This window comes from Lysobacter gummosus (assembly GCF_001442805.1).
Taxonomy (GTDB): domain Bacteria; phylum Pseudomonadota; class Gammaproteobacteria; order Xanthomonadales; family Xanthomonadaceae; genus Lysobacter; species Lysobacter gummosus.
This window is the reverse complement of the sequence record NZ_CP011131.1, coordinates 382,790-401,137: the sequence shown is the minus strand read 5'-3', so window position 1 is coordinate 401,137 and position 18,348 is coordinate 382,790. Positions and strand designations below refer to the sequence as shown.

Genomic DNA, 18,348 nt, shown 5'->3' with positions numbered 1-18,348 from the left:
GGGAATGACGTTCGGGAAGAATCCCGCTAAAGGCGCTGGATCTTCGGACTTTCGAAGTAAATGGGCTCAAAAAAAACCCTCTCCCTTGCCGGAGTCCAGGAGAGGGCAACTAAAGCAACGGGGAAAGGATCAGGAGTGCGCGGCGGCGGCCTCGATGCGCCCGCGCACGCGGGTCGTCCAGTGCAGGCCGGCGGCGCTGAGCAGGCCGACGAGGCAGAACACCGACCACGGCAGCCACGGCCATTGCCGCGCCGCCGACAGATCGATCAACCAGCCGCCGGCGACGTTGCCGATGCCGCCGCCGACGGCGAGGCTTAACGAGCTCACGCCGAGAAAAGTGCCGAGCGCGCGCGGATCGGCGAGACCGGCGATCAAGGTCTGTTGCGTCGGTCGGGTCATCAGCGCGCCGATCGAGAAACCCGCGACGCAGACCAGGAAGCCGGCGAAATCCGCGACGAAACCGATCGCGCCCGCGGCCAGCGACATCACCGTCACGCCCAGCACCAGCACCTGCGCGCTGCTCAGGCGTTTTTCCAGCCAGCGCACCAGACCGTACTGCAAGGCCACCGTGAGGCCGGCGCTGAGCGCGAACATCGCGCCGACGCTATCGACGCTGCCGGTCAGGCGCTGCGCCAACAGCGGGAAACTGATGTTGATCTGCACGGCGACGAACCAGTACAGCATCATCAACGCGACCAGACGGATAAACGGCCGATTGCCGCGCACCAGGTCCAGGCCGTGGCGCAGCGGCGGCGGTTGCGGCGGCATCTCGACCTGCGGCAGCAGGCGCAGCGCGATCAGGAAGTTCAGCGCGAAGCACGCCGCCGCGGTCAGGCACACGATGCGGAAATCGAAATGCAGCAGGGCCACGCCGAGCAGCGGGCCCAGGGTCGTGGCCACGCCGCTGACCCAGTTGCTGATCGCGTAGTAACGCGGCCGGCTGCGTTCGTCGGTGAGCGCGGCGATCGAGGCCTGATACGGCGCTTCGAACATCGCCCCGCCCAGCGCCGACAACACCATCGCCGCCAGCAGCAAAGGCAGATCGGCAGCGAAGGCGAGGCTGGCGAAACCGGCCGCGCGCAGCAGCACGCCCAGGCAGATCATCCGCCGCGCGCCATAGCGATCCGAAAGCACGCCGCCGAGCAAGGCCAGACCTTGCTGGGTCAACTGCCGCACCGCCAGCGCCAGGCCGACCGCGGCCGCGGCCAGGCCGACATCGTTGACGTAATGCACCGCGACCAGCGGCATCAGCATGGCGAAGCCGGTCACCATGAAGAAGGTGTAGACCAGCAAGCCGTTGAGCCCGCGCCGGCGCGCGGCCTCGCTCAGGTGCGTGCTTGTGTTCGCCTGCTCGATCGACATCGGCTCGGCTCAGGCCGCCGCGCGCGCATCGGCGCCGGCATCGCGATACAGATGGATCGGCGTCGGGTCGGCGCTGAACTGCGAGAACGGAAACGGTTCGGCCGACACCGCGGCCACGCCGTGGCCCAGGAACTGCGGCACGATCGCGCTGCCGGTCTGCGCGTAGACGATCAGCGGAATGTCGCGCAGGCGCACCGCGGCGAGGATTTCGTCGAACGAGCCGTTGCTCAGGGTCATGCCGGTGGCGATGACCAGATCGGCCTGGGCCAACACCGGCGCCATGTCTCGCGCGACCTCGGTGCCGTCGGCCGTGCGCTGCATGTTGAAGTCGCAGGGCAGGCAGATGCCGCCGCGCGCGCGGATGGCATCCACCAGCGGATTGACCACGCCGATCAGGCCCACGCGCATGCCCGGAGCGATGTCCAGCAAGCCGGCGATGGCCTGATCGCGTGCCTTCGCGCGCTGCAGCGGGGTGCCGTGCGGGAGCATGAACACCTGCGCCTGCTCGGCTTCGCGGTGCGGGCGGGTCAGCGACAGGTAGGCGTCGAGCGCGGCGATGCGCACCGGCGTGCGTTCGTCGCGCAGCAGCTGGGCGACGCTGCTGCCGGAGAGTTCTTCCGCGATCACCGAGTCGAGTTGGTCGCGCTCCACGCAGCAGCCGCCGAAGCCCGACTCCACCCGCAGCACCAGGTAGTAATTGCGGTACTTGGTGTCGGTGCCGGGGAACTGGGTGCTTTGCCGGACCCAGAAGGCGCCGACGGCGTGCAGGCTCTCGGGATCGGGGCCGTAGTCGCCGCGGAGGACGGCGGCGGTGAGGTCGGCGACGCTGGTCAGGGGGGTGGAGGGCATGGCGTGGGTCTCGGTGGGTGTGGTGCCGGGAGGAGCAAGAACAAGAGCGAATCCCCCCTCGCCCCCTTTTTCAAAGGGGGGAATGCATTGCGGGGACTGGAGGGTTAGGCGGCGCTGGAGATGGCGGGAGCTTCGGCGTAGGTCAGGGTCACTCGCGCCAGTGCGCGCTCGGCGTAGTCGCGCGCTTGCTGGCCTTCGCCATCGCTGGCGATCACGTGGCCGATGTAGCAGGCGTTGTCGATCGGCGCGGCGACGTCGGTGCCGGCGACCGCGGCCATGCTCCAGCGTTCGATGTTCAGATCGGCGTCCAGGGTCTGCGCGCCTTCCATCGCCACGACATGGCCGGCGCGCGGCGGCACCAGGAATTTGATCGCCGCGCTGGCGACGCCGGTGTCGCGGCGGCGCAGGTCCGGTTCGCGGCCCAGGGCCAGTTCGATCTGCGCGTCGAGCAGATCGATGCCGGTCACCCGCTGGATCAGTTCGGCGATGTAGTTGCCGCCCGGGCGCGGATTGATTTCGACGATGCGCGGGCCGTCGACGGTCAACTTGACCTCGGTGTGGCTGATGCCGTGATCGTGGCCGACCGCGTCCAGGGCGCCGCGCACCAGCGCTTCGATCTGCGCGGCGATGTCGCCGTCGAGTTTGGCCGGGAACATATGCCCGTCTTCGATGAAGTACGGAAACCCGGTCAGGCTCTTGTCGGTGATGCCGATGATCGTGGTCCGGCCGCGATAGGTGCAGGCCTCGACGCTGACCTCTTCGCCGCGCATGTACTCCTCCAGCAACAGCAGCGGCACCCGCTCCTGCTCGCGGAAGTTGCGCGGGAATTGCTCCAGCGCGTCGAAGGCGGCGCACAGTTCTTCTTCGTCGTGCACCAGCCGCACGAAGGCGCTGGACGCCAGATCGGTGGGCTTGGCGATCAACGGATAACCGATCCGCGCCGCCTGCGCGCGGGTGTCGTCCCAGCCGGAGGTCACGGCGAACTTCGGATTGGGCAGGCCGGCGCGTCCGATCGCCTCGCGCACCTGATCCTTGCGCCGCTCCATCACCACGTTGGCCGAGAACGCCTGCGGCAGATCCAGGGCCTGCGCGACCTCGGCGACGGTGCCGATGTAGTAATCGCAGATCGTCACCACGCCGTCGAACTTCAGCACCGCATGCTGCGCGCGCAGGAACTCGATCAACGCCGGAACATCGTTGGTGTCGAAGCTCAGCACGTGATCGGCGTGTTCGATCACCGGATGGATCTCGCGCGATCGCGGGTCCTGGTAATGGCCGCGATTGCGGGTGACGAAGGTGTAGCGGTGCCCGAGCCGGGCGATCGCGGGCGGGAAGATGCGGCCGGTGCCGCCGACCCAGCTTTCGATCATCAACAGATGCGCCATGGGGAAGTCCTTTGGAGTGCGAAGTTCAGTGCGCCGCGACCGCCGCGCCAAGCGGCGCGCGCGTATCGGCGGAGTCGGCAGTGGGATCGAAGACGGCGCGATTCCAGGCCATCGCCGACCACGGCAAGGCCAGTTCGTCGAGCGACGCGATCGGCGTGGGATGCAGCGCGCGCGGGTCCAGCGCCTGCTCGTAATGGGCGAACACGCCTTCGACGTAGCGATGGCCGGTGTCGGCGGCGAGGAAGACCACCTTGCGCTCGGGATGCAGGCGCGCTTCGCGTTGCGCGACCAGATAGCAGCAGCCGGTGGACAGGCCGGCGAACACCGCGTGCTCGCGCAGCAGCGCCACCGAGCCGGACAGGCCGTAGTCGAAGCTGACCCAGTGCACCTGGTCGTACAGATCGTGGCGCACGTTGCGGAACGGAATCGAGCTGCCGATACCGGCGATGATGATGCCGGGGTCTTCGATGTGTTCGCAGCCGAAGGTCATGCTGCCGAAGGGCTGCACGCCGATCAGTTGCAGCGACGCATCGTCTTCGCGCAAGGCGCAGGCCAGCCCGCCGGTGGAACATCCCGAGCCGACGCCGCCGACCACGCTCAACGGCCCGGCGCCGACCGCGTCGCGGATCTGGTCGGCGACCGGCTGGTAGCCGTGGTAGTGGATATCGTCGTGATACTGCTGCATCCAGTGCAGGTCCGGATCGGCCGCGAGCAGTTCGCGGATGCGCGCCACGCGCAGGCTCTGATCCATCTTCAAGGTCGCCTGCGGCTCGACCTGCTCGATGGTCGCGCCGAGAATCCGCAGCTGCACCATCAAGGTCTTGTCCACCGTCTTGGAGCCGACGATGTGGCAGCGCAGCCCGAACTTGTGGCAGGCCAGCGCCAGCGCGTAGGCGTAGATGCCGCTGGAGCTGTCCATCAATGTCGCGCCGGCGCGGATACGGCCGCTGGCCAGCAGGCGCTCGACCGCGACCAGGGTCGAGTACACCTTCATGGTTTCGAAACGGGCGACGAACAGGTTCTCGCCCAGGCGCACCAGATCGGGCGCCTTGATCGCGTCGGCGATATGCGCATGCACTGGATTCGTCGCGAGCGCCATCACAACCCCGTCTCGGCGAAGCGGCACTGGCGACCCAGCCCGCGGAAGAAGGACGACAGCTCGCTCATGCGCGCCGCGTCCGGGCGCGACACGAACAGATAGCCGAGCAGACTGCCGGTATGGGCGACGACGATGCCGTCGGCGCCGAATTCGCGCCGCCGCTGCGCCAGCGTTTCGAAATGCGCCTTCGGCGTCACCCACTGCGCCAGCTGCGCGCTGTGCGTGGCGCATTCGCAGATCGCCGCCGCATCGCCGCCGTCGAAGGCTTCGATGGCCTGCTGCAGACCGCGCCGGTACGAAGACAGATGGCGCTGGTAGTGACGCAGCAGCGGATCGGCGAGCTTCTCGGTCTCCACCGTGCCGCCTTCGTCGATGTAGCAGGCATGCAGGCGCGGCGAAGTGTCGAAGCTGCGCACGATCTGCTGGCGGCCGCTGAGGTACAGCGCGTAGCGATCCAGGAACACGCTGTCGGAGCGCTCGATGCCGCGCAGCAGATCGGCCACTGTCGGCACCGGCGTATCCAGGCCGAAGATGCGGTCCAGGCAGCGGATGGTCGCGACCAGGTCGGCGGTGGAACTGGCCATGCCCTTGCCCAGCGGCAATTCGGAGTCGTGACTCCAACGCCCCGGCGGCAGGCTTTTGCCGTGATGCTGCAGATACAAGTCGATCGCGCGCCGGCATTTGTCCTTGCCGGCCAGATCTGCGCCGTCCTCGCCATCCTCGCCGGGCAGATAATGCATCCAGCTGTACTTGCGTACCGGCAGCGAGATCAGGCCGATATGCAGTTCGCCGTCCTGTTCGTACGGGCCTTGCCACAACTCGCCCAAGGTCCCGTGACATACGCCGCTGTACACCGTGCGCGCGCTAGACGATTGCGCGGCCGAGAACAACGCGTCGCGCACCAAAGGCGCCGCACCGCTATTCGAAATCCCCATTCGATCCTGCCGCAGCATGGCCGCGTCTCCCCGTTGCGCTTCGGACTCAGCCGTCGAAATCCACCGCGAGCTGCGCCACATAGCGCCGCCCGTCGATCAGGCCGAAACTGTTGTTGCCGTAGATGTTCCAGGTAAACGTGTCGCCGGCATTCGCCACCAACAGACGCAAGGTCGCCGGCGCGGCGCCGAGCTTGAAGCGATAGCGCGCACCGACATCCACCAGCGTGTAGGCCGGAACGCGGTTTAAGCCGTCGCGCGAGGCGACGCGTTCGCCGTAATGGCTCATCGACACATCGAACGACCAGCCCGGCAGCAGCGGCGGCCGGTATTCGACATCGCTGCGAAGCACTCGCTCGGTCTGGCCGATCGGACGATCGCCGACGCGGCCCAGCCGCACCGCTTCGCCGCTGACGCGCGGATGCATCAGCACCGCGCCGGCCACCAGGCTCCAATGCTCGGCCGGCTTGCCGCTCAGGCTCAGCTCGACGCCGCGATGGCGCACTTCGCCGATCGCGCCGTAGACGTTGCGCTCGTCGGTGGTGAAGTACGGCTTGCGCACGTCGAAGGCGCCGGCGACCAGTTTCAGGTCCTGGCTCAGCGACCAGCGCACGCCGGCATCGGTCTGGCGGGTGCGGATCGCCGGCAGCGCCTGATTGCGGTTGGCGGCATCGTCCGGCGCGATCCCGGTTTCCTCCAGTCCGCGCGTGTGGCCGGCGTACAGCGCCAACGTCTTGCTCAGATACACCGAGGCGGTGGCGTTGGGCAGCCACGGATCGTCGCGACTGCGGGTGCGCGCCAAGCCGGGCTGATCCACGTGCTTGCGATAACGGCTGCGCTGGATGCCCAGGCTCAGCTCGCCGACATCGCGCCAGCGCCCTTCATACGCCAGCCCGCCGGTCCATTGCTCGACGTGATCGCGTGTACGCGGGCCGAACTCGAACGACGGCGGCGGCGACACCGGCCGCGGTTCGCCCAGAGGCCGCCAGCCGTAGTCGATCGCCGCCGCCGAACCGCCGTACTCGCTGTCCAGCCCGCGCCCGCGCACGGCCACTTGCAGCACGTGCAGGCGCGGACCTTCGCGGAAGCTGCGGCTCAGGCGCAACTCGCCGCTGGTAGAGGCATAGCGCTGGCGCGGGTCGGCGATGACTTTCTCGCGCGTCATGCCGTCCGCGCGGGTGTCGGTAAACAGCTCGGCGAAGCCGCTGGGCTGGTTGTTGATCGAGCGGAACACGCCGCCGGCCAGCGCCCAGTCGCCACCCAGCCGGGCCTTGCCGAGCACGCCGTAGTTGCGGCTGTCGTATTCGTTGTCCGACCACGATTGGCCGAAATGGCGGCGGCGCTGGATCCGCGGCGGCCGGTACGGCCCGGCGGTGATGATGGTCGGCGCGACCTCTTCGTCGCGGCCGCGCGAGATGCTCCAGAACGGCAGGATCTCGATGTTGTCCGTCGGCCGCCAGCGCGGCACGAAGCCGGCGCGTACATAGCGCGCGTCGGCGCCGTCGTAGTACTCCTCGCGCGCCAGAGCGATGTTGGCGGCGATGCCGAAGCGGCCGTCGACGATCGGCAGCTTGGCGTCGAATTCCAGCGCCGGCGCGCCGTAGGCGTTGATCGCGCCGAGCAGGCTGAGCACGCGTTCGTCGCCGGCTTTCTTCAGGCGGTAATCGACGATGCCGGTCGGCGCCGGGAACGGATAGTTCAGCGCCGACAAACCGACGCGGATGGTCGAGCCTTCGACCAGCGCCGGCGGCACCGTGCCCTGGCGGTCGAAATAGATGCCGTCCATGCGCACGTTGCCGGCATCCACCGGCGAGAAGCCGCGCACCTGCTTGCTGCTGTACAGGCCGATGGTTTCATTGCCCAGGGTCGCGCCGAACGCGTCCTCGGCCGCGGTCACCGCGTTGTCGCCGGCGCGCTGCGCATTGGCGGCAGCGGCGAAAGCGGCCAGGCCGCAGCCCAGGGTCCATGCGAGGCGTGCGCGTGTCATCGCTCAAAGCTCCGTCGGCCAGCGGCGCAGGCGATGCAGAGCGAGCGCGCACAAGCCTGCGGCCAACAACAGCAACCATGCCGCCATCGGCGCGACGCCGGCCGCGCGCGCCAACGGCGGCAACTCGGCGCCGGTGTACACGGGGATGTCCGCATACTCGTTGAAGTTCATCCGGCCGTAGCTGTTGGCGATCGGCCGCGGCGTGGGCGTGGCGATCTGCCGCTGGATGCGCGGATAGAACCATTCGCGTAAACGCAGCTGATGCACCCGCGTCTGATGCTCGAATCGGCGCTGGCGCGGCGCGTCGGTGCCGGCCAGCAGCGACAGCGCCTGCTCCATGCCCAGCGGCGGCGACAGATAGCCGGCCCATTCCGATACCGTTTCGCGCAGATCGCGCGCGTGCTCCTGGCGACGCTGCAAGGGTTGCAGGCGGCGCTCGGTTTCCGGCGCGAGGAAACTCATGCGGGTGGCGTAGTCGATGCTGGCGACCTTGTCGATGGCCGGCGCCAGATCGGCGCGGGCGCGGAACATCGCGCCGACGATCGCGTCGCGCTCGGCGGCGATGGCGTCGTTGGCGCGTCGCGTCGCATCGACATAGGCCACCGGCGTGGGCGCATCGCCGACACGCTGCGACAGCGCGCTGCCGAGCAAGGGCAGGCCGATCGCGAGCAAGGCCCACAACGCGCTCATCAGGCTGATCGCGCCGGCGGCGCCGGGCCACGCGGACACCACGACGAAGCCCAGCGCGGCCCAGAACGACAGGTAGGCCACCACCAGTGCCGCCGACGCGAGCAGTTCCGGGATCGCCGCGGACAGATTCGCGCCGGCGACCGACAAAGACAGACACAGCAGCGCCAGTGTCGCCGGCATCACCCAGGCGAAGATCGCCGCCACGCGCGCGCCCAGCCACGCGCGCGGGCCGACCCGCTGCGCGGCGATCAGGCGCAACATGCCGTGATCGCGTTCGAAGGTGGACAGCAGGCCGATCAACACGATCACCGCGATCGGCAGCAGATACACCAGCACGAAACCCAGATCGAACCGGCCCAGTCCGAGCCCGCGCGGATTCTCGAAATCGTAAGCCGGCTCGACGCCGAACGGCGTTTCCAGTTTCACCGGCAGACGGCTCGGCATCAGATCGCTGCCGCCCACCGCCAGCGGCGACAGCGGCAGGTTCGGCTTGTAGCTGTGCGCGCGCAGGAAATAGCGGCTGAAGCCGGCGATGTCGGTCGGGTCTTGCCAGTACGGCACCGAAGTCGGCGCCGGCTCGGCGTAGCGCTGCGCGCGTTCGCGGATCTGCCGCATCCATTGCGCGTCGCTGGCGCGGCTGCGTTCGATCGCCGCGTCCTGGGCGCGATGCAGCGCCGCGCCGCTGTATGCGCCCCACAGCATCGCCGCGGCCAGCAGGCCGATCACCGTCCACAGCAGCCGGCTGCGGCCGACGTGGCGCAGTTCCCAGGCCAGCAGGGTGGCGAAGCCGACGCGCGCGGGCGCGGCGATTTGTGTTGTTTCCAATGCGATCGCGCTCATGGCCGCAGCCTCCTTGCCGCCAACGCCAGCAAGGCCAGTGCCGCCAGCGACCAGGCCAGCAGCGCGGCCGCGGCCGGCGCGGTGTGGCGCCAGTTCGCGCTCAGCGACGGCGCGGGATGGTGGAATTCGGGAATCTGCGCCCACAGCGACGCATCGTTGGTGTGCTTGGCGCCGCCCTCGCCGGTCGGATGCGCCATCACGTCCTGATTCATGCGATTGACCAGCGCGCGCCGGTAATGCTCGGCGCCGTCGATGAAACGGCGATGATGGACGAAGTCGCTGCCGGCCAGCATCGGCGACAGGCTCTGCATGGCCGCGGTCGGCGACAGCCAGCCGAGCATGGCGTAGGCGCGGTCCTGGGCGACCACGCGATCGTAGAAACCGCCGAGCACGCGATCGAACACTTCGTGCGAATGGCGCTCGCTCAGGTCCAGCTCGGCGCCGCGCAGATCCACGCGCAGATCGGCCGGGTCCTTGGCGCCGTACTTGGCCAGCAGCGTGGCCTGATGTTTCTTCGCGTCCTCCGCGGTCCAGTACGAAGGCGCCTCATCCAGCAACTGCTGCTTGACCGTCTGCGTGGACGGCAGCGGCTGCGCGCTTTCCACCGCGCTGTTGGCCCAGCGCGGCAGCGCCAGGCCGAAGGCGATCCACAGGCCGAACAGAACCGCCAGCGCGCCGCGCACGCTGCCGGCGAGCATCGACACGGCCAGACCGAGCGCGGTCAACACGCCCAGGTACACCGCCATCGCCGCCGCCCACAGCACCAGGCGCAAGGCCGCGGTCGCGTCCAGAGCGCCGAGCACAGCGGTGGCGATAGCAGCGATGGCGGTGACCGGCACCACCAACACCCAGACCAGGGCCAGCCAGATCGCGGCCGCCTTGCTGGCGACGATCTCGCGCGGCCGCAACGCCGCGCCCAAGGCCAATCGCAAAGTGCCGCGCTCGCGATCCATCGCCACCGCGGTGAACGCCAGCAGGAACGCCACCAATGGCGCGAAGCCGATCAACAGGCTGGCGGGACTGCTCAAGCCGGCGCGCTGCAGCGCCGAGGCCTCGCCCTGCGGCCGGTACAGCATGTCGTTCTGCACATGCGCTTCCAGCCACACGGTCTGGCCGACGAAGGGCTCCACGCCCAGGTCCAGCGCCGCCAGCGGCGAAGTCGGCTTGAACGCGAAGATGCTGTAGTGCGCGGCCGAATGCGGATCTTTCTCGCCCTGCCCCAGCCACCGCGCGCGCTCGGCGCGGGCGATGTCGGCCTTGGCCGCGTTGGCATCGACGATCGCCGCCATATCCACCGCGAAGGCGATCAACACCAGCGCGCCCAGGCACAGCAGCGCCCACCACGCGCGGCGGTCGCGGCGCAGCAAGGTCCATTCGAAACCGGTCAGCGATGCGCTCATGCCGCGGCCGCGTCCTGGCTGGCGAGCAATTCCAGATACAGCGACTCGATCTGCGCCGCGGACAGTTCCGCGGTGAGGCGCTGCGCGAGCAATCGGCCCGCGCGCAGGATGCCGAGGCGATGGGCCACGTCCTTGACCCGATATAGATCGTGCGTCGCCATCAACACCGCGATGCCGCGCTGGGCGGCGGCGCGCACGCCTTGCGAGAGATCGTTCGCGGCGCTGGCGTCCAACCCCGAGGTCGGTTCGTCGAGCAGCAGCAGTTGCGCGTTCTTGGCCAGCGCGATCGCCAGCCCGACTTTCTGCCGCATGCCCTTGGAGAAGCCGGCGGCGCGGCGCGCATGCGCCTCGGGTTGCAGGCCGGCTTCGGAAAGCAGATCGCGCGCCTGCGCCGCGTCGATCCTGCGCCCGCCGAGCAAGGCGAAATAAGTGAGATTCTCGATCGCGCTCAGGCTGGGATGCAGCATCACCGTTTCCGGCAAGTAAGCGATCTTGGCGCGCGCGCCCAGCGGATCGCGACCCACGTCGATGCCGGCGACTTCGATGCGCCCCGCTTCGGGCTGCAGGAATCCCAGGATCAGGTTCAAGGTCGTGGTCTTGCCGGCGCCGTTCGGGCCGAGCAGCGCGTAGACCTCGCCGGGCGCGATCGCGATCGACAGTTCGTCCAGCGCATGACGGTCGCCGAAATCCTTGCGCACCGCGTCCAGGCGCAGCGCATCGGTGCGGGTCTGCATCAAGCTCATAGGTTCACCTTGAAAGTCAGCTCGACGCTGCGCGGCGCGCCGATCACCAGTTGATCGGCCGCGCCGCCGGACCAGTCGGCATAGAACGCATCGCCCAGGTTGCGTCCGTACAAGGCGATCTCGCCGAACGGCAGCCGGTAGGCGATCGACGCGTCCCATACCGTATGGCTGTCCACGCGGATGCTGTTGGCGTTGTTGGTGTAGTACGCGCCGACGTAGCGCGCGCCGGCGCCGACGGTAATCGGCACCGGGTCGAAGCGATAACTGGCGTAGAGGTTGGCGATGCGCTCGGGCACGTTCGGCGGCACATTGCCGGCGCGATCGACGCCGCCGGCTTCGCGCAGACGGTCGAAGCGCGCATCCAGCGCGGCGACGCTGGCGTCCAGGCGCAGCGCGCGGGTCAGCGCGGCCGAGGCGGACAACTCGATGCCGCGCGAGGACTGCGTGCCGCCCTGGATCGACAGATTGGCGTTGCGCGGATCGCGGGTGACGATGTCGTCCTGCTCGATCCAGTACGCGCTCGCGCTCAGATCGATGCGGCCGTCCCACAGACTGCTCTTGATGCCCGCATCGGCCGCGCGACCGCGGGTCAGTTCGAAGCGCGAGTTCGCCAACGACAGCAGCGGCAGACTGCCGACCGGCGCGATCGCGACGCTGTACTGCGCGTACAGCTGGGTTTTCGGCGCCAGATCGAACACCGTGCCCAGGCGCCACGACAGCGGCTCGTAGCTGCGTTCGAACCGGGTCCGGCTGCCGGTGTTGTAGTCGCGGATGCTGCGTTCCAGTTCGATACGGTCGTAGCGCAGGCCGGCGAGCAGCAGCCAGCGCGGTGTCAGATTGAGCGCGTCTTCGGCGAACACCGACACCACCCGCGTATTCGAATCGAAATCGACGCGATTGCCGGCGCCGGGAAAGTTCAGCGCGGTATCGGCGAAGGACACGCTGCCGCGGCGCGGCGCGAACGGATCGACCGGCGTGGTGGCGCCGAAGCGGCGCATCACCATGAAATCGCCGTCGCTGATTTCAACGCCAACCGAAGCCCGGTTACGCCGGCCCCCGATCGGGCTGTCGGAAAACAATGTCGCCCGCTCGACCCAGAACTGATGATCGTGCTCGATCCGCGTAGTCCCGCGATCGAGCAAGCCGCTGCGCGCGTTGTAGGTATATGTCTCCGAATTCATCCAGCGCCGATGCGCGTCGTAATAGCTGAACTCATTGCGCAAACGCAGCCCGTCGCTGATCTGCCAGTTGACCCGCGTGCGCAGCCAGTCGCTGTGCGAATCCTGCACGCCGTTATCGACGTTGTAATTGCGCCGGGCGATGGCGCGGTCCAGCACCAGGCCGTTGCCGGTGCGCACCAGATCGCTGGGATCGCGCGCGATCGACGCCGGAATGAGCGGCGTGCCCCAATACGCGGTGTCGTAGTCGTCCTGGTAATGATCCAGGGCGATATCGACATCCAGGGTATCGCTGGGGCGCCAGCGCGCGGCCAACGTGGCCGAGGTCGAATCGCTGCCGGTGCCGTCCACGTAGCCGTCGCTGCTGCGCCGGCTGACCACCGCGCGCACGGCGAAGTCGTCGCTGAGCGGCACATTGGCGTCGATGGCGTAACGCTGGCTGCCGAAGCTGCCCCAGCCGGCCAGGGCTTCGAAGGCGCGGCCGTCGAAGTTCGGCCGCTTGGGCACCAGGTTGATCGCGCCGGACAGCGCGCCTTCGCCGTAGAGCACCGAGGCCGGGCCCTTGAGCACTTCGATGCGGTCGAAGCTCCAGCTGTCGAAGTCGCGCGTGATCAGCGGCGCGGCGGTCTGACGCACGCCGTCGTAGAGCAGCGCGATGGCGCCGCCGGTGAAGCCGCGCATCGAAGTCATGCCCGGCGAGGACGGCAGTTGCCCGGCCAGGACGCCGGGCGCGGCGTTGAGCGCCTCGACGCTGCCGCGCAGGCCGCGCGCCTGGATCTGGTCCTGGCTCAGCACGTCGATCGCGGCCGGAGTCTCGCGCGGGCTCAGGCCCAGGCGCGAAGCGGTGGCGTTGGGCCGGTCCAGCGGCGCTTCCTGGGTCGCCACGCCTTCGACGGTGACCTTGTCGAGCAGCTTGGGCAGCGGTGCGCCGCCGGCGCTTTCCGCGGCCGTTTGTTGGGCGTAGGCGGCCGGTGCCGCGCACAGCGCGAGCAGCAGGGCCATGCCGAGGCGGCTCGGAGTGAGGCCATGCCGGCGGGCGGCAGCCATGCCGGGGCGAGCCGCGCAGGTCGCGCCGTGCCCGGGCCGGTTTCGCCCGGGCCACTGGCGCCCATGAAGCAACGCGCCGCCGTACGACCGCGCGTCTTGGCTGGCTTCCGATCCGGCCGCGCGTGCGCGGCGCCCCTGACTGCGTGTGTCCACTGTGATCCTTGCCCCGGCCGAATGTGAAATGAAACGATATATCATTTCAATGAATCGGCAATGTAAGGCCCAGTGCGCAGGCGCGTCAATACGCGCGGACGAGATTTCGTCTGGGGCAGTCAGCGGCGCGCATCGCGCACCCTTGCTGTGATCTAAAGGCTCAACCAATGCGCACGGCCCGCCCTACCGGCCTTGCGCCGGCAAGCGGGCACTGCTGGAAGGCGAGGACGCGGCTCAGCCCAAGCGGATGAAGTCGTTGGCGCCGGAGCGGCGGGTGCGACGCGCGACCTCGAAGCCGTTGGCCGAACCCTTGTGGTCGGTATTGCCTTCGATGCTCAGGAAACTCTCCGCATCGCCCTCGAAGGCGAAGCCGGTGTGGATCCAGTCGCTGGCGGTCTTGCGCACCAGGAAGATGCCGCAGGCGCCGAGCGCGGCGAAGCCCGGATCGCCGCTGGCCACCGCCTTGCCGGACACGAACCGCCCGGCGTCCTTGGCCTGGCGGGCGAGTTCGTCGCAGCCGAAGCTGCCCGCGATCGGCGCGCTGCGTCCGGCCTTCTCCGCCGCCTGCTGCAGCACGAAGCTGACGAAGCCGGCGCACCACAGCATCGACTCGCCCTCGCTGCCTTTCATGTACATCCGCACCCACGGCCCGCGATTGGCGCCGCCCAGTTCGACCGGATGCGCGGCCAGATGCTGCTCGGCGAACCAGCGCACCAATTGCGGATACGGCTTGCCGGGCGCGACGCCGGGCAAGGCGATGATGCGCGCCATCGGCTCGGTCAGCGCCGCCCACACCGCCGGCGTCATGCTGCCGGCGTAGGCGATCTGCTTGCGCGTGGCGAAGGCCTGGATCGCGCGATCGGTTGCCGGGCCGAACTTGCTGTCGATCGGCGTGCCGTTGCCGTGATAGCCGAGCCATTCCTGGATCCGTTTGACGGCCGCGCCGCCGGCGCCCTGAGTCACCGCGCCGGGGAAATCCAACTCGCGGCGGATGTAGGCCTGATCCTGCAAAGCCATGTGCGTGCTCCTTGATAAACCTTGCGTCCATGGGCGCGCGGACGCGGCGGCGCGACGCAGGCATGCGCGCGCCGCGACGCACTCCGGTCGCGGTATTCGCGGCGCGCTCGCACTCCATCGAGTCGGGCCGCGACTCCATAGCCAACGCCGCGACGGCGCGCGGGCGGTCAGTCCGGATCGATTCGAAATTGAATCAAACGCCGGCGCGCGAAGCCCATGGCCGCGACGCGCGCGCTTCGGCGTTGCGGCGGCGCGCGCTCAACTGGCGTCGTGGAAAATCACCCCGAGCGTATGCCGCTGGCCGGCGTGCAGGCGGCTGACGCCATGGCGCAGATTGACCCGGTAATGCCCGCGCACGCCGCTCACCGGGCGTTGATGCACGGCGAACACCACCGCATCGCCTTGATGCAGCGGCACCACATCCACGCGCGATTGCATGCGCGGCCGCTGTTCGGTCAGCACGAACTCGCCGCCGTCGAAATCGCGGCCGGGCTGCGACAGCAGGATCGCGACCTGCAGCGGGAACACATGCTCGCCGTACAAGTCCTGGTGCAGGCAGTTGTAGTCGCCCTCGCCGTACCGCAACAGCAGCGGCGTCGGCCGGGTCTGGCCGGCGTCATGGCAACGCGCGAGGAATTCATCCAGCCGTTGCGGATACTCCACCGCCACGCCCATCTGCCGGTTCCAGCGCGAAGCGATCGGCGCCAGGCGCGGATACAAGCTCTCGCGCAAGGTCTGCACCGTGTCCGGCAGCGGATAACGGAAGTAACGGTATTCGCCGCGGCCGAAGCCGTGCCGCGCCATCACCACGCGGCTGCGGTAGCGCGCGTCGTCGTGGTAGGCCTGCGCGATCGCCGCGCACGAATCTTCGTTCAGCAATCCGGGCAACAACGCGCGGCCGGACGCATCGAGTTGCGCGGCGACCTCGGTCCAATCGAAGTTTTCGATACGCTCGATGATCGAATCGCACGGTCTTTGCGCGGGCGTGAGCGCGCCGATCGGTTTCGTTGCGTTTGCGTTCATACACAGGCCTGCGCGGAAATTCAGGCCATCATCGACGCAAGCGGTAGTGACAACTATCCGCTTCTTGCGCTGCATCGGGCTTCGCATCGCAATCTTGCCGATCGTGTTCGCTTGAATATTCAGCCGCGAGCAAGACTGCCGCGCATTTCGATTTCGATTGCGGAAAAAATCCGTGACTTCCGGCCTAGAACAAACTCCAGCTACCGTAAACAGAACGTTTAGTTCCTGTAAAAAACTCGGAGAAATTCAGGTTCGATTGAAGCGCGATCACGATACTGCGCTCACCGAATCCACATGGACGCCTTATCCCCGAGGCGCGTGGAGCCGGAATAAGACCAATAAGAGGTTAATAATTTTATGAAGCGTGCATTGCTTGCCCTCACCCTCGCCGCCGCGCTGCCGTTCACTGCTTCGGCCGCGGAAGGCATCTCGTACAACTACGCCGAAGCCGGTTACGCCAAGACCGATGCGAAGTACAGCCAGGCCGATTCCGACGGCTGGGCGATCGGCGGTTCCTACGCGTTCCTGCCGAACTTCCATGTCTTCGGCAACTACAGCAAGCAGGAAACCGATTCGTGGAACTACCCCTTCAACGGCGGCCTGGTTCGCGTTCCGGGCTTCGACGTCGACACCTGGCGCGTGGGCGTGGGCTACAACCACGAGCTGAGCAAGCGCGTGGATCTGGTCACCCGCATCGCCTATGAGCAGGCCAAGTCGGACTACGGTTACGGCTACAGCGACAAGCTCAAGGGCGGCAGCGTCGAAGCCGGCGTGCGCGGCTCGCTGGCGCCGAGCTGGGAAGGCTATGCCTTCGCCGGTTACCAGGATTACGACAAGCACTACGACGGCAAGTTCTACGGCCGCATCGGCACCCTGGTGAAGTTCAACCAGAACTGGGGCATCACCGCCGACGCCAAGTTCATCGACGGCGGCGAGAAGGAGTTCTTCGTCGGCCCGCGCTTCAGCTTCTAAGAAAGCGCTACCGGCAGAACCCGGCAACACCGCGATTGATTCTCTCTCTCCCCCGAAACGTCGCGATCGAGCCCGGCTGAAAAGCCGGGCTCTTTTTTTGCGCGAAGCTCGCGAAGGCGGCGCGGCTCGCCGCGCCGGTCGCGCTCAGGCCCTGGAGAAGGAGGGCTGCGAGGTCTGCTGTTGCTGCTGATCCTGCGCTTGCTGCGCAAGCTGCGGCGCCTGCGCCTGACGATGCGCGGCCAGTTGGGTATCGACTTCGGCCGGCGCCGGAATCGGCTGCTTCATGTCCACCGCGGCGAGGAAGCCCGGAGTTTGTCCGGCGACGAACAACTTGCCGTCGCGCACCGCGACCTCGCCGATGTCGCCCGGCTTGGCCACGCCGGCATCCTGCTGCGCCTTGAGCACGGCATAGGCCACCGCCGCATCGGGCACGTCGCCCGGCGCCTTGGCGCGGATCGCCTGAAAGATGGCGTTGTCCTGCGCGTTGCCCAGGGGACCGGCCGCGGCAAACCAGACAAACCGGCGCAAAAACGCGCGCTTGCGCTTGTTCAGGCGAGGCATGGCCGGCCATGCCGGCGCGGCCGGTCACGGCAGGAAGAAAGCCAGGTGAGGCGGCTCAACCGAACAGGTCGGTCGGATACTCGGGCTTTTGTTCGCGCGAAAGCAGCTTGCGCAGGCCGTCGGACGGGGTGATCTCACCGTGCAGCACGGCGCGCACCGCGTTGGAGATCGGCAGTTCGATGCCGTGGCGTTCGGCCTGGCGCATGACTTCGTCGGCGGTCTGCACCGATTCGACGACCTGGCCGATTTCGCGCACCGCGTCTTCGATCGACTGGCCGCGTCCGAGCGCCAGACCCAGGCGACGGTTGCGAGACAGATCGCCGGTGCAGGTCAGCACCAGATCGCCGAGCCCGGCCAGACCCATCAAGGTTTCCGGCTGGCCGCCGATGGCCTGGTTGAGGCGCAGCATTTCGTTGAGGCCGCGGGTGATGAGGCCGGCGCGCGCATTGAGGCCGAGCTGCATGCCGTCGGCGACGCCGGTGGCGACCGCGAGCACGTTCTTCATCGCGCCGCCGAGTTCGGCGCCGAGCATGTCGTCGCCGGTGTAAGCGCGGAACGCCGGGCCGTGCAGCGCATCGGCCACGGCCTGGGCGAAGTCGGCATTATCGGAATGCACGGTCAACGCGGTCGGCAGGCCTTGCGCGACTTCCTTCGCGAACGACGGGCCGGTGACCACGGCCAGCGGCACGTCGGCGCCGAGCACTTCTTCCGCGACTTCGTGCAGGAAGCGGCCGCTGCCGGGCTCGAAGCCCTTGGTCGCCCAGGCCACGCCGGCATGCGCGGGCCGGTACGGCGCGAGCATGCGCAAGGTCTGGGCGAAAGCGTGCGAGGGCACGACCACCAGCACCAGGTCGGCGTCTTTCAACGCGGTGGCGAGGTCGGTGGTCGCGCGCAACGATTCGGGCAAGGCGATGCCCGGCAGATAACGCGGGTTTTCATGCCGGGTATCGATGGCCGCGGCGCCGTCGGCGTCGCGGCCCCACAGCACGGTCGGATGACCGTGGCGGGCGATCAGGGCCGCAAGCGCGGTGCCCCAGGAACCAGCGCCCAGTACCGCGATGCGCGGCTTGGACGGGGTCGTGGTCTGCGAACTCATGCGCGCTGTATGGC

Annotated in this window: 15 protein-coding genes; 1 reads left to right on the top strand and 14 read right to left on the bottom strand. The window is 68.2% G+C overall.

Going from position 1 to position 18,348, the window contains the following annotated elements:
• Positions 1 to 129: 129 nt before the first annotated feature.
• The 12 genes from LG3211_RS01590 to LG3211_RS01535 all read right to left on the bottom strand — a co-directional run bounded on the left by LG3211_RS01590 (position 130) and on the right by LG3211_RS01535 (position 15,705).
• The gene (locus tag LG3211_RS01590; protein WP_057941309.1) at positions 130 to 1,362 is read right to left on the bottom strand and encodes an MFS transporter; all 1,233 of its coding nucleotides are present in this window, start codon (positions 1,360 to 1,362) and stop codon (positions 130 to 132) included.
• A gap of 9 nt (positions 1,363 to 1,371) precedes the next feature.
• Positions 1,372 to 2,211, bottom strand: coding sequence for a Rossmann-like domain-containing protein (locus LG3211_RS01585; RefSeq protein WP_057941308.1), 840 nt, complete (start codon positions 2,209 to 2,211; stop codon positions 1,372 to 1,374).
• Between the two features lie 104 nt (positions 2,212 to 2,315).
• Positions 2,316 to 3,596, bottom strand: coding sequence for an ATP-grasp domain-containing protein (locus LG3211_RS01580; protein ID WP_057941307.1), 1,281 nt, complete (start codon positions 3,594 to 3,596; stop codon positions 2,316 to 2,318).
• Between the two features lie 25 nt (positions 3,597 to 3,621).
• On the bottom strand, positions 3,622 to 4,695 hold the full coding sequence (locus LG3211_RS01575) for a pyridoxal-phosphate dependent enzyme (protein WP_083512237.1): 1,074 nt from the start codon (positions 4,693 to 4,695) through the stop codon (positions 3,622 to 3,624).
• Complete coding sequence (locus tag LG3211_RS01570; RefSeq protein ID WP_187313116.1) at positions 4,695 to 5,630, bottom strand: GHMP family kinase ATP-binding protein; 936 nt, start codon at positions 5,628 to 5,630, stop codon at positions 4,695 to 4,697. The genes LG3211_RS01575 and LG3211_RS01570 overlap by 1 nt, the downstream gene beginning before the upstream one ends.
• Before the next feature lie 46 nt (positions 5,631 to 5,676).
• Complete coding sequence (locus tag LG3211_RS01565) at positions 5,677 to 7,614, bottom strand: TonB-dependent receptor domain-containing protein (RefSeq protein WP_057941305.1); 1,938 nt, start codon at positions 7,612 to 7,614, stop codon at positions 5,677 to 5,679.
• 3 nt (positions 7,615 to 7,617) lie between these two features.
• Positions 7,618 to 9,144: a DUF3526 domain-containing protein gene (locus LG3211_RS01560; protein WP_057941304.1), complete on the bottom strand. Its 1,527-nt coding sequence runs from the start codon at positions 9,142 to 9,144 to the stop codon at positions 7,618 to 7,620.
• A complete protein-coding gene (locus LG3211_RS01555) occupies positions 9,141 to 10,544 on the bottom strand; it encodes an ABC transporter permease subunit (RefSeq protein WP_057941303.1) in 1,404 nt (467 codons plus the stop codon). Before LG3211_RS01555 ends, LG3211_RS01560 begins: the two co-directional genes overlap by 4 nt.
• A complete protein-coding gene (locus LG3211_RS01550; RefSeq protein WP_057941302.1) occupies positions 10,541 to 11,287 on the bottom strand; it encodes an ABC transporter ATP-binding protein in 747 nt (248 codons plus the stop codon). Before LG3211_RS01550 ends, LG3211_RS01555 begins: the two co-directional genes overlap by 4 nt.
• A complete protein-coding gene (locus tag LG3211_RS01545; RefSeq protein WP_057941301.1) occupies positions 11,284 to 13,467 on the bottom strand; it encodes a TonB-dependent receptor in 2,184 nt (727 codons plus the stop codon). The genes LG3211_RS01550 and LG3211_RS01545 overlap by 4 nt, the downstream gene beginning before the upstream one ends.
• 432 nt (positions 13,468 to 13,899) lie before the next feature.
• Positions 13,900 to 14,682, bottom strand: coding sequence for a peptidoglycan-binding domain-containing protein (locus tag LG3211_RS01540; protein WP_057941300.1), 783 nt, complete (start codon positions 14,680 to 14,682; stop codon positions 13,900 to 13,902).
• Between the two features lie 258 nt (positions 14,683 to 14,940).
• A complete protein-coding gene (locus tag LG3211_RS01535; protein WP_222837560.1) occupies positions 14,941 to 15,705 on the bottom strand; it encodes a 2OG-Fe(II) oxygenase in 765 nt (254 codons plus the stop codon).
• Positions 15,706 to 16,062: 357 nt separating this feature from the next.
• On the opposite strand from LG3211_RS01535, the gene LG3211_RS01530 reads away from it, so the two are divergent.
• Complete coding sequence (locus LG3211_RS01530) at positions 16,063 to 16,677, top strand: porin (RefSeq protein ID WP_057941299.1); 615 nt, start codon at positions 16,063 to 16,065, stop codon at positions 16,675 to 16,677.
• Between the two features lie 144 nt (positions 16,678 to 16,821).
• Here LG3211_RS01530 and LG3211_RS01525 read toward each other — a convergent pair whose 3' ends face one another.
• Together LG3211_RS01525 and LG3211_RS01520 are read right to left on the bottom strand one after the other, a co-directional pair.
• Positions 16,822 to 17,238 carry a hypothetical protein gene (locus LG3211_RS01525; protein ID WP_057941298.1) on the bottom strand — a complete coding sequence of 139 codons (417 nt, stop codon included), beginning with the start codon at positions 17,236 to 17,238 and terminating at the stop codon, positions 16,822 to 16,824.
• Between the two features lie 55 nt (positions 17,239 to 17,293).
• Entirely contained in the window at positions 17,294 to 18,334 is a 1,041-nt protein-coding gene (locus LG3211_RS01520; protein WP_057941297.1) for an NAD(P)H-dependent glycerol-3-phosphate dehydrogenase, read from the bottom strand.
• Between the last annotated feature and the right edge of the window lie 14 nt (positions 18,335 to 18,348).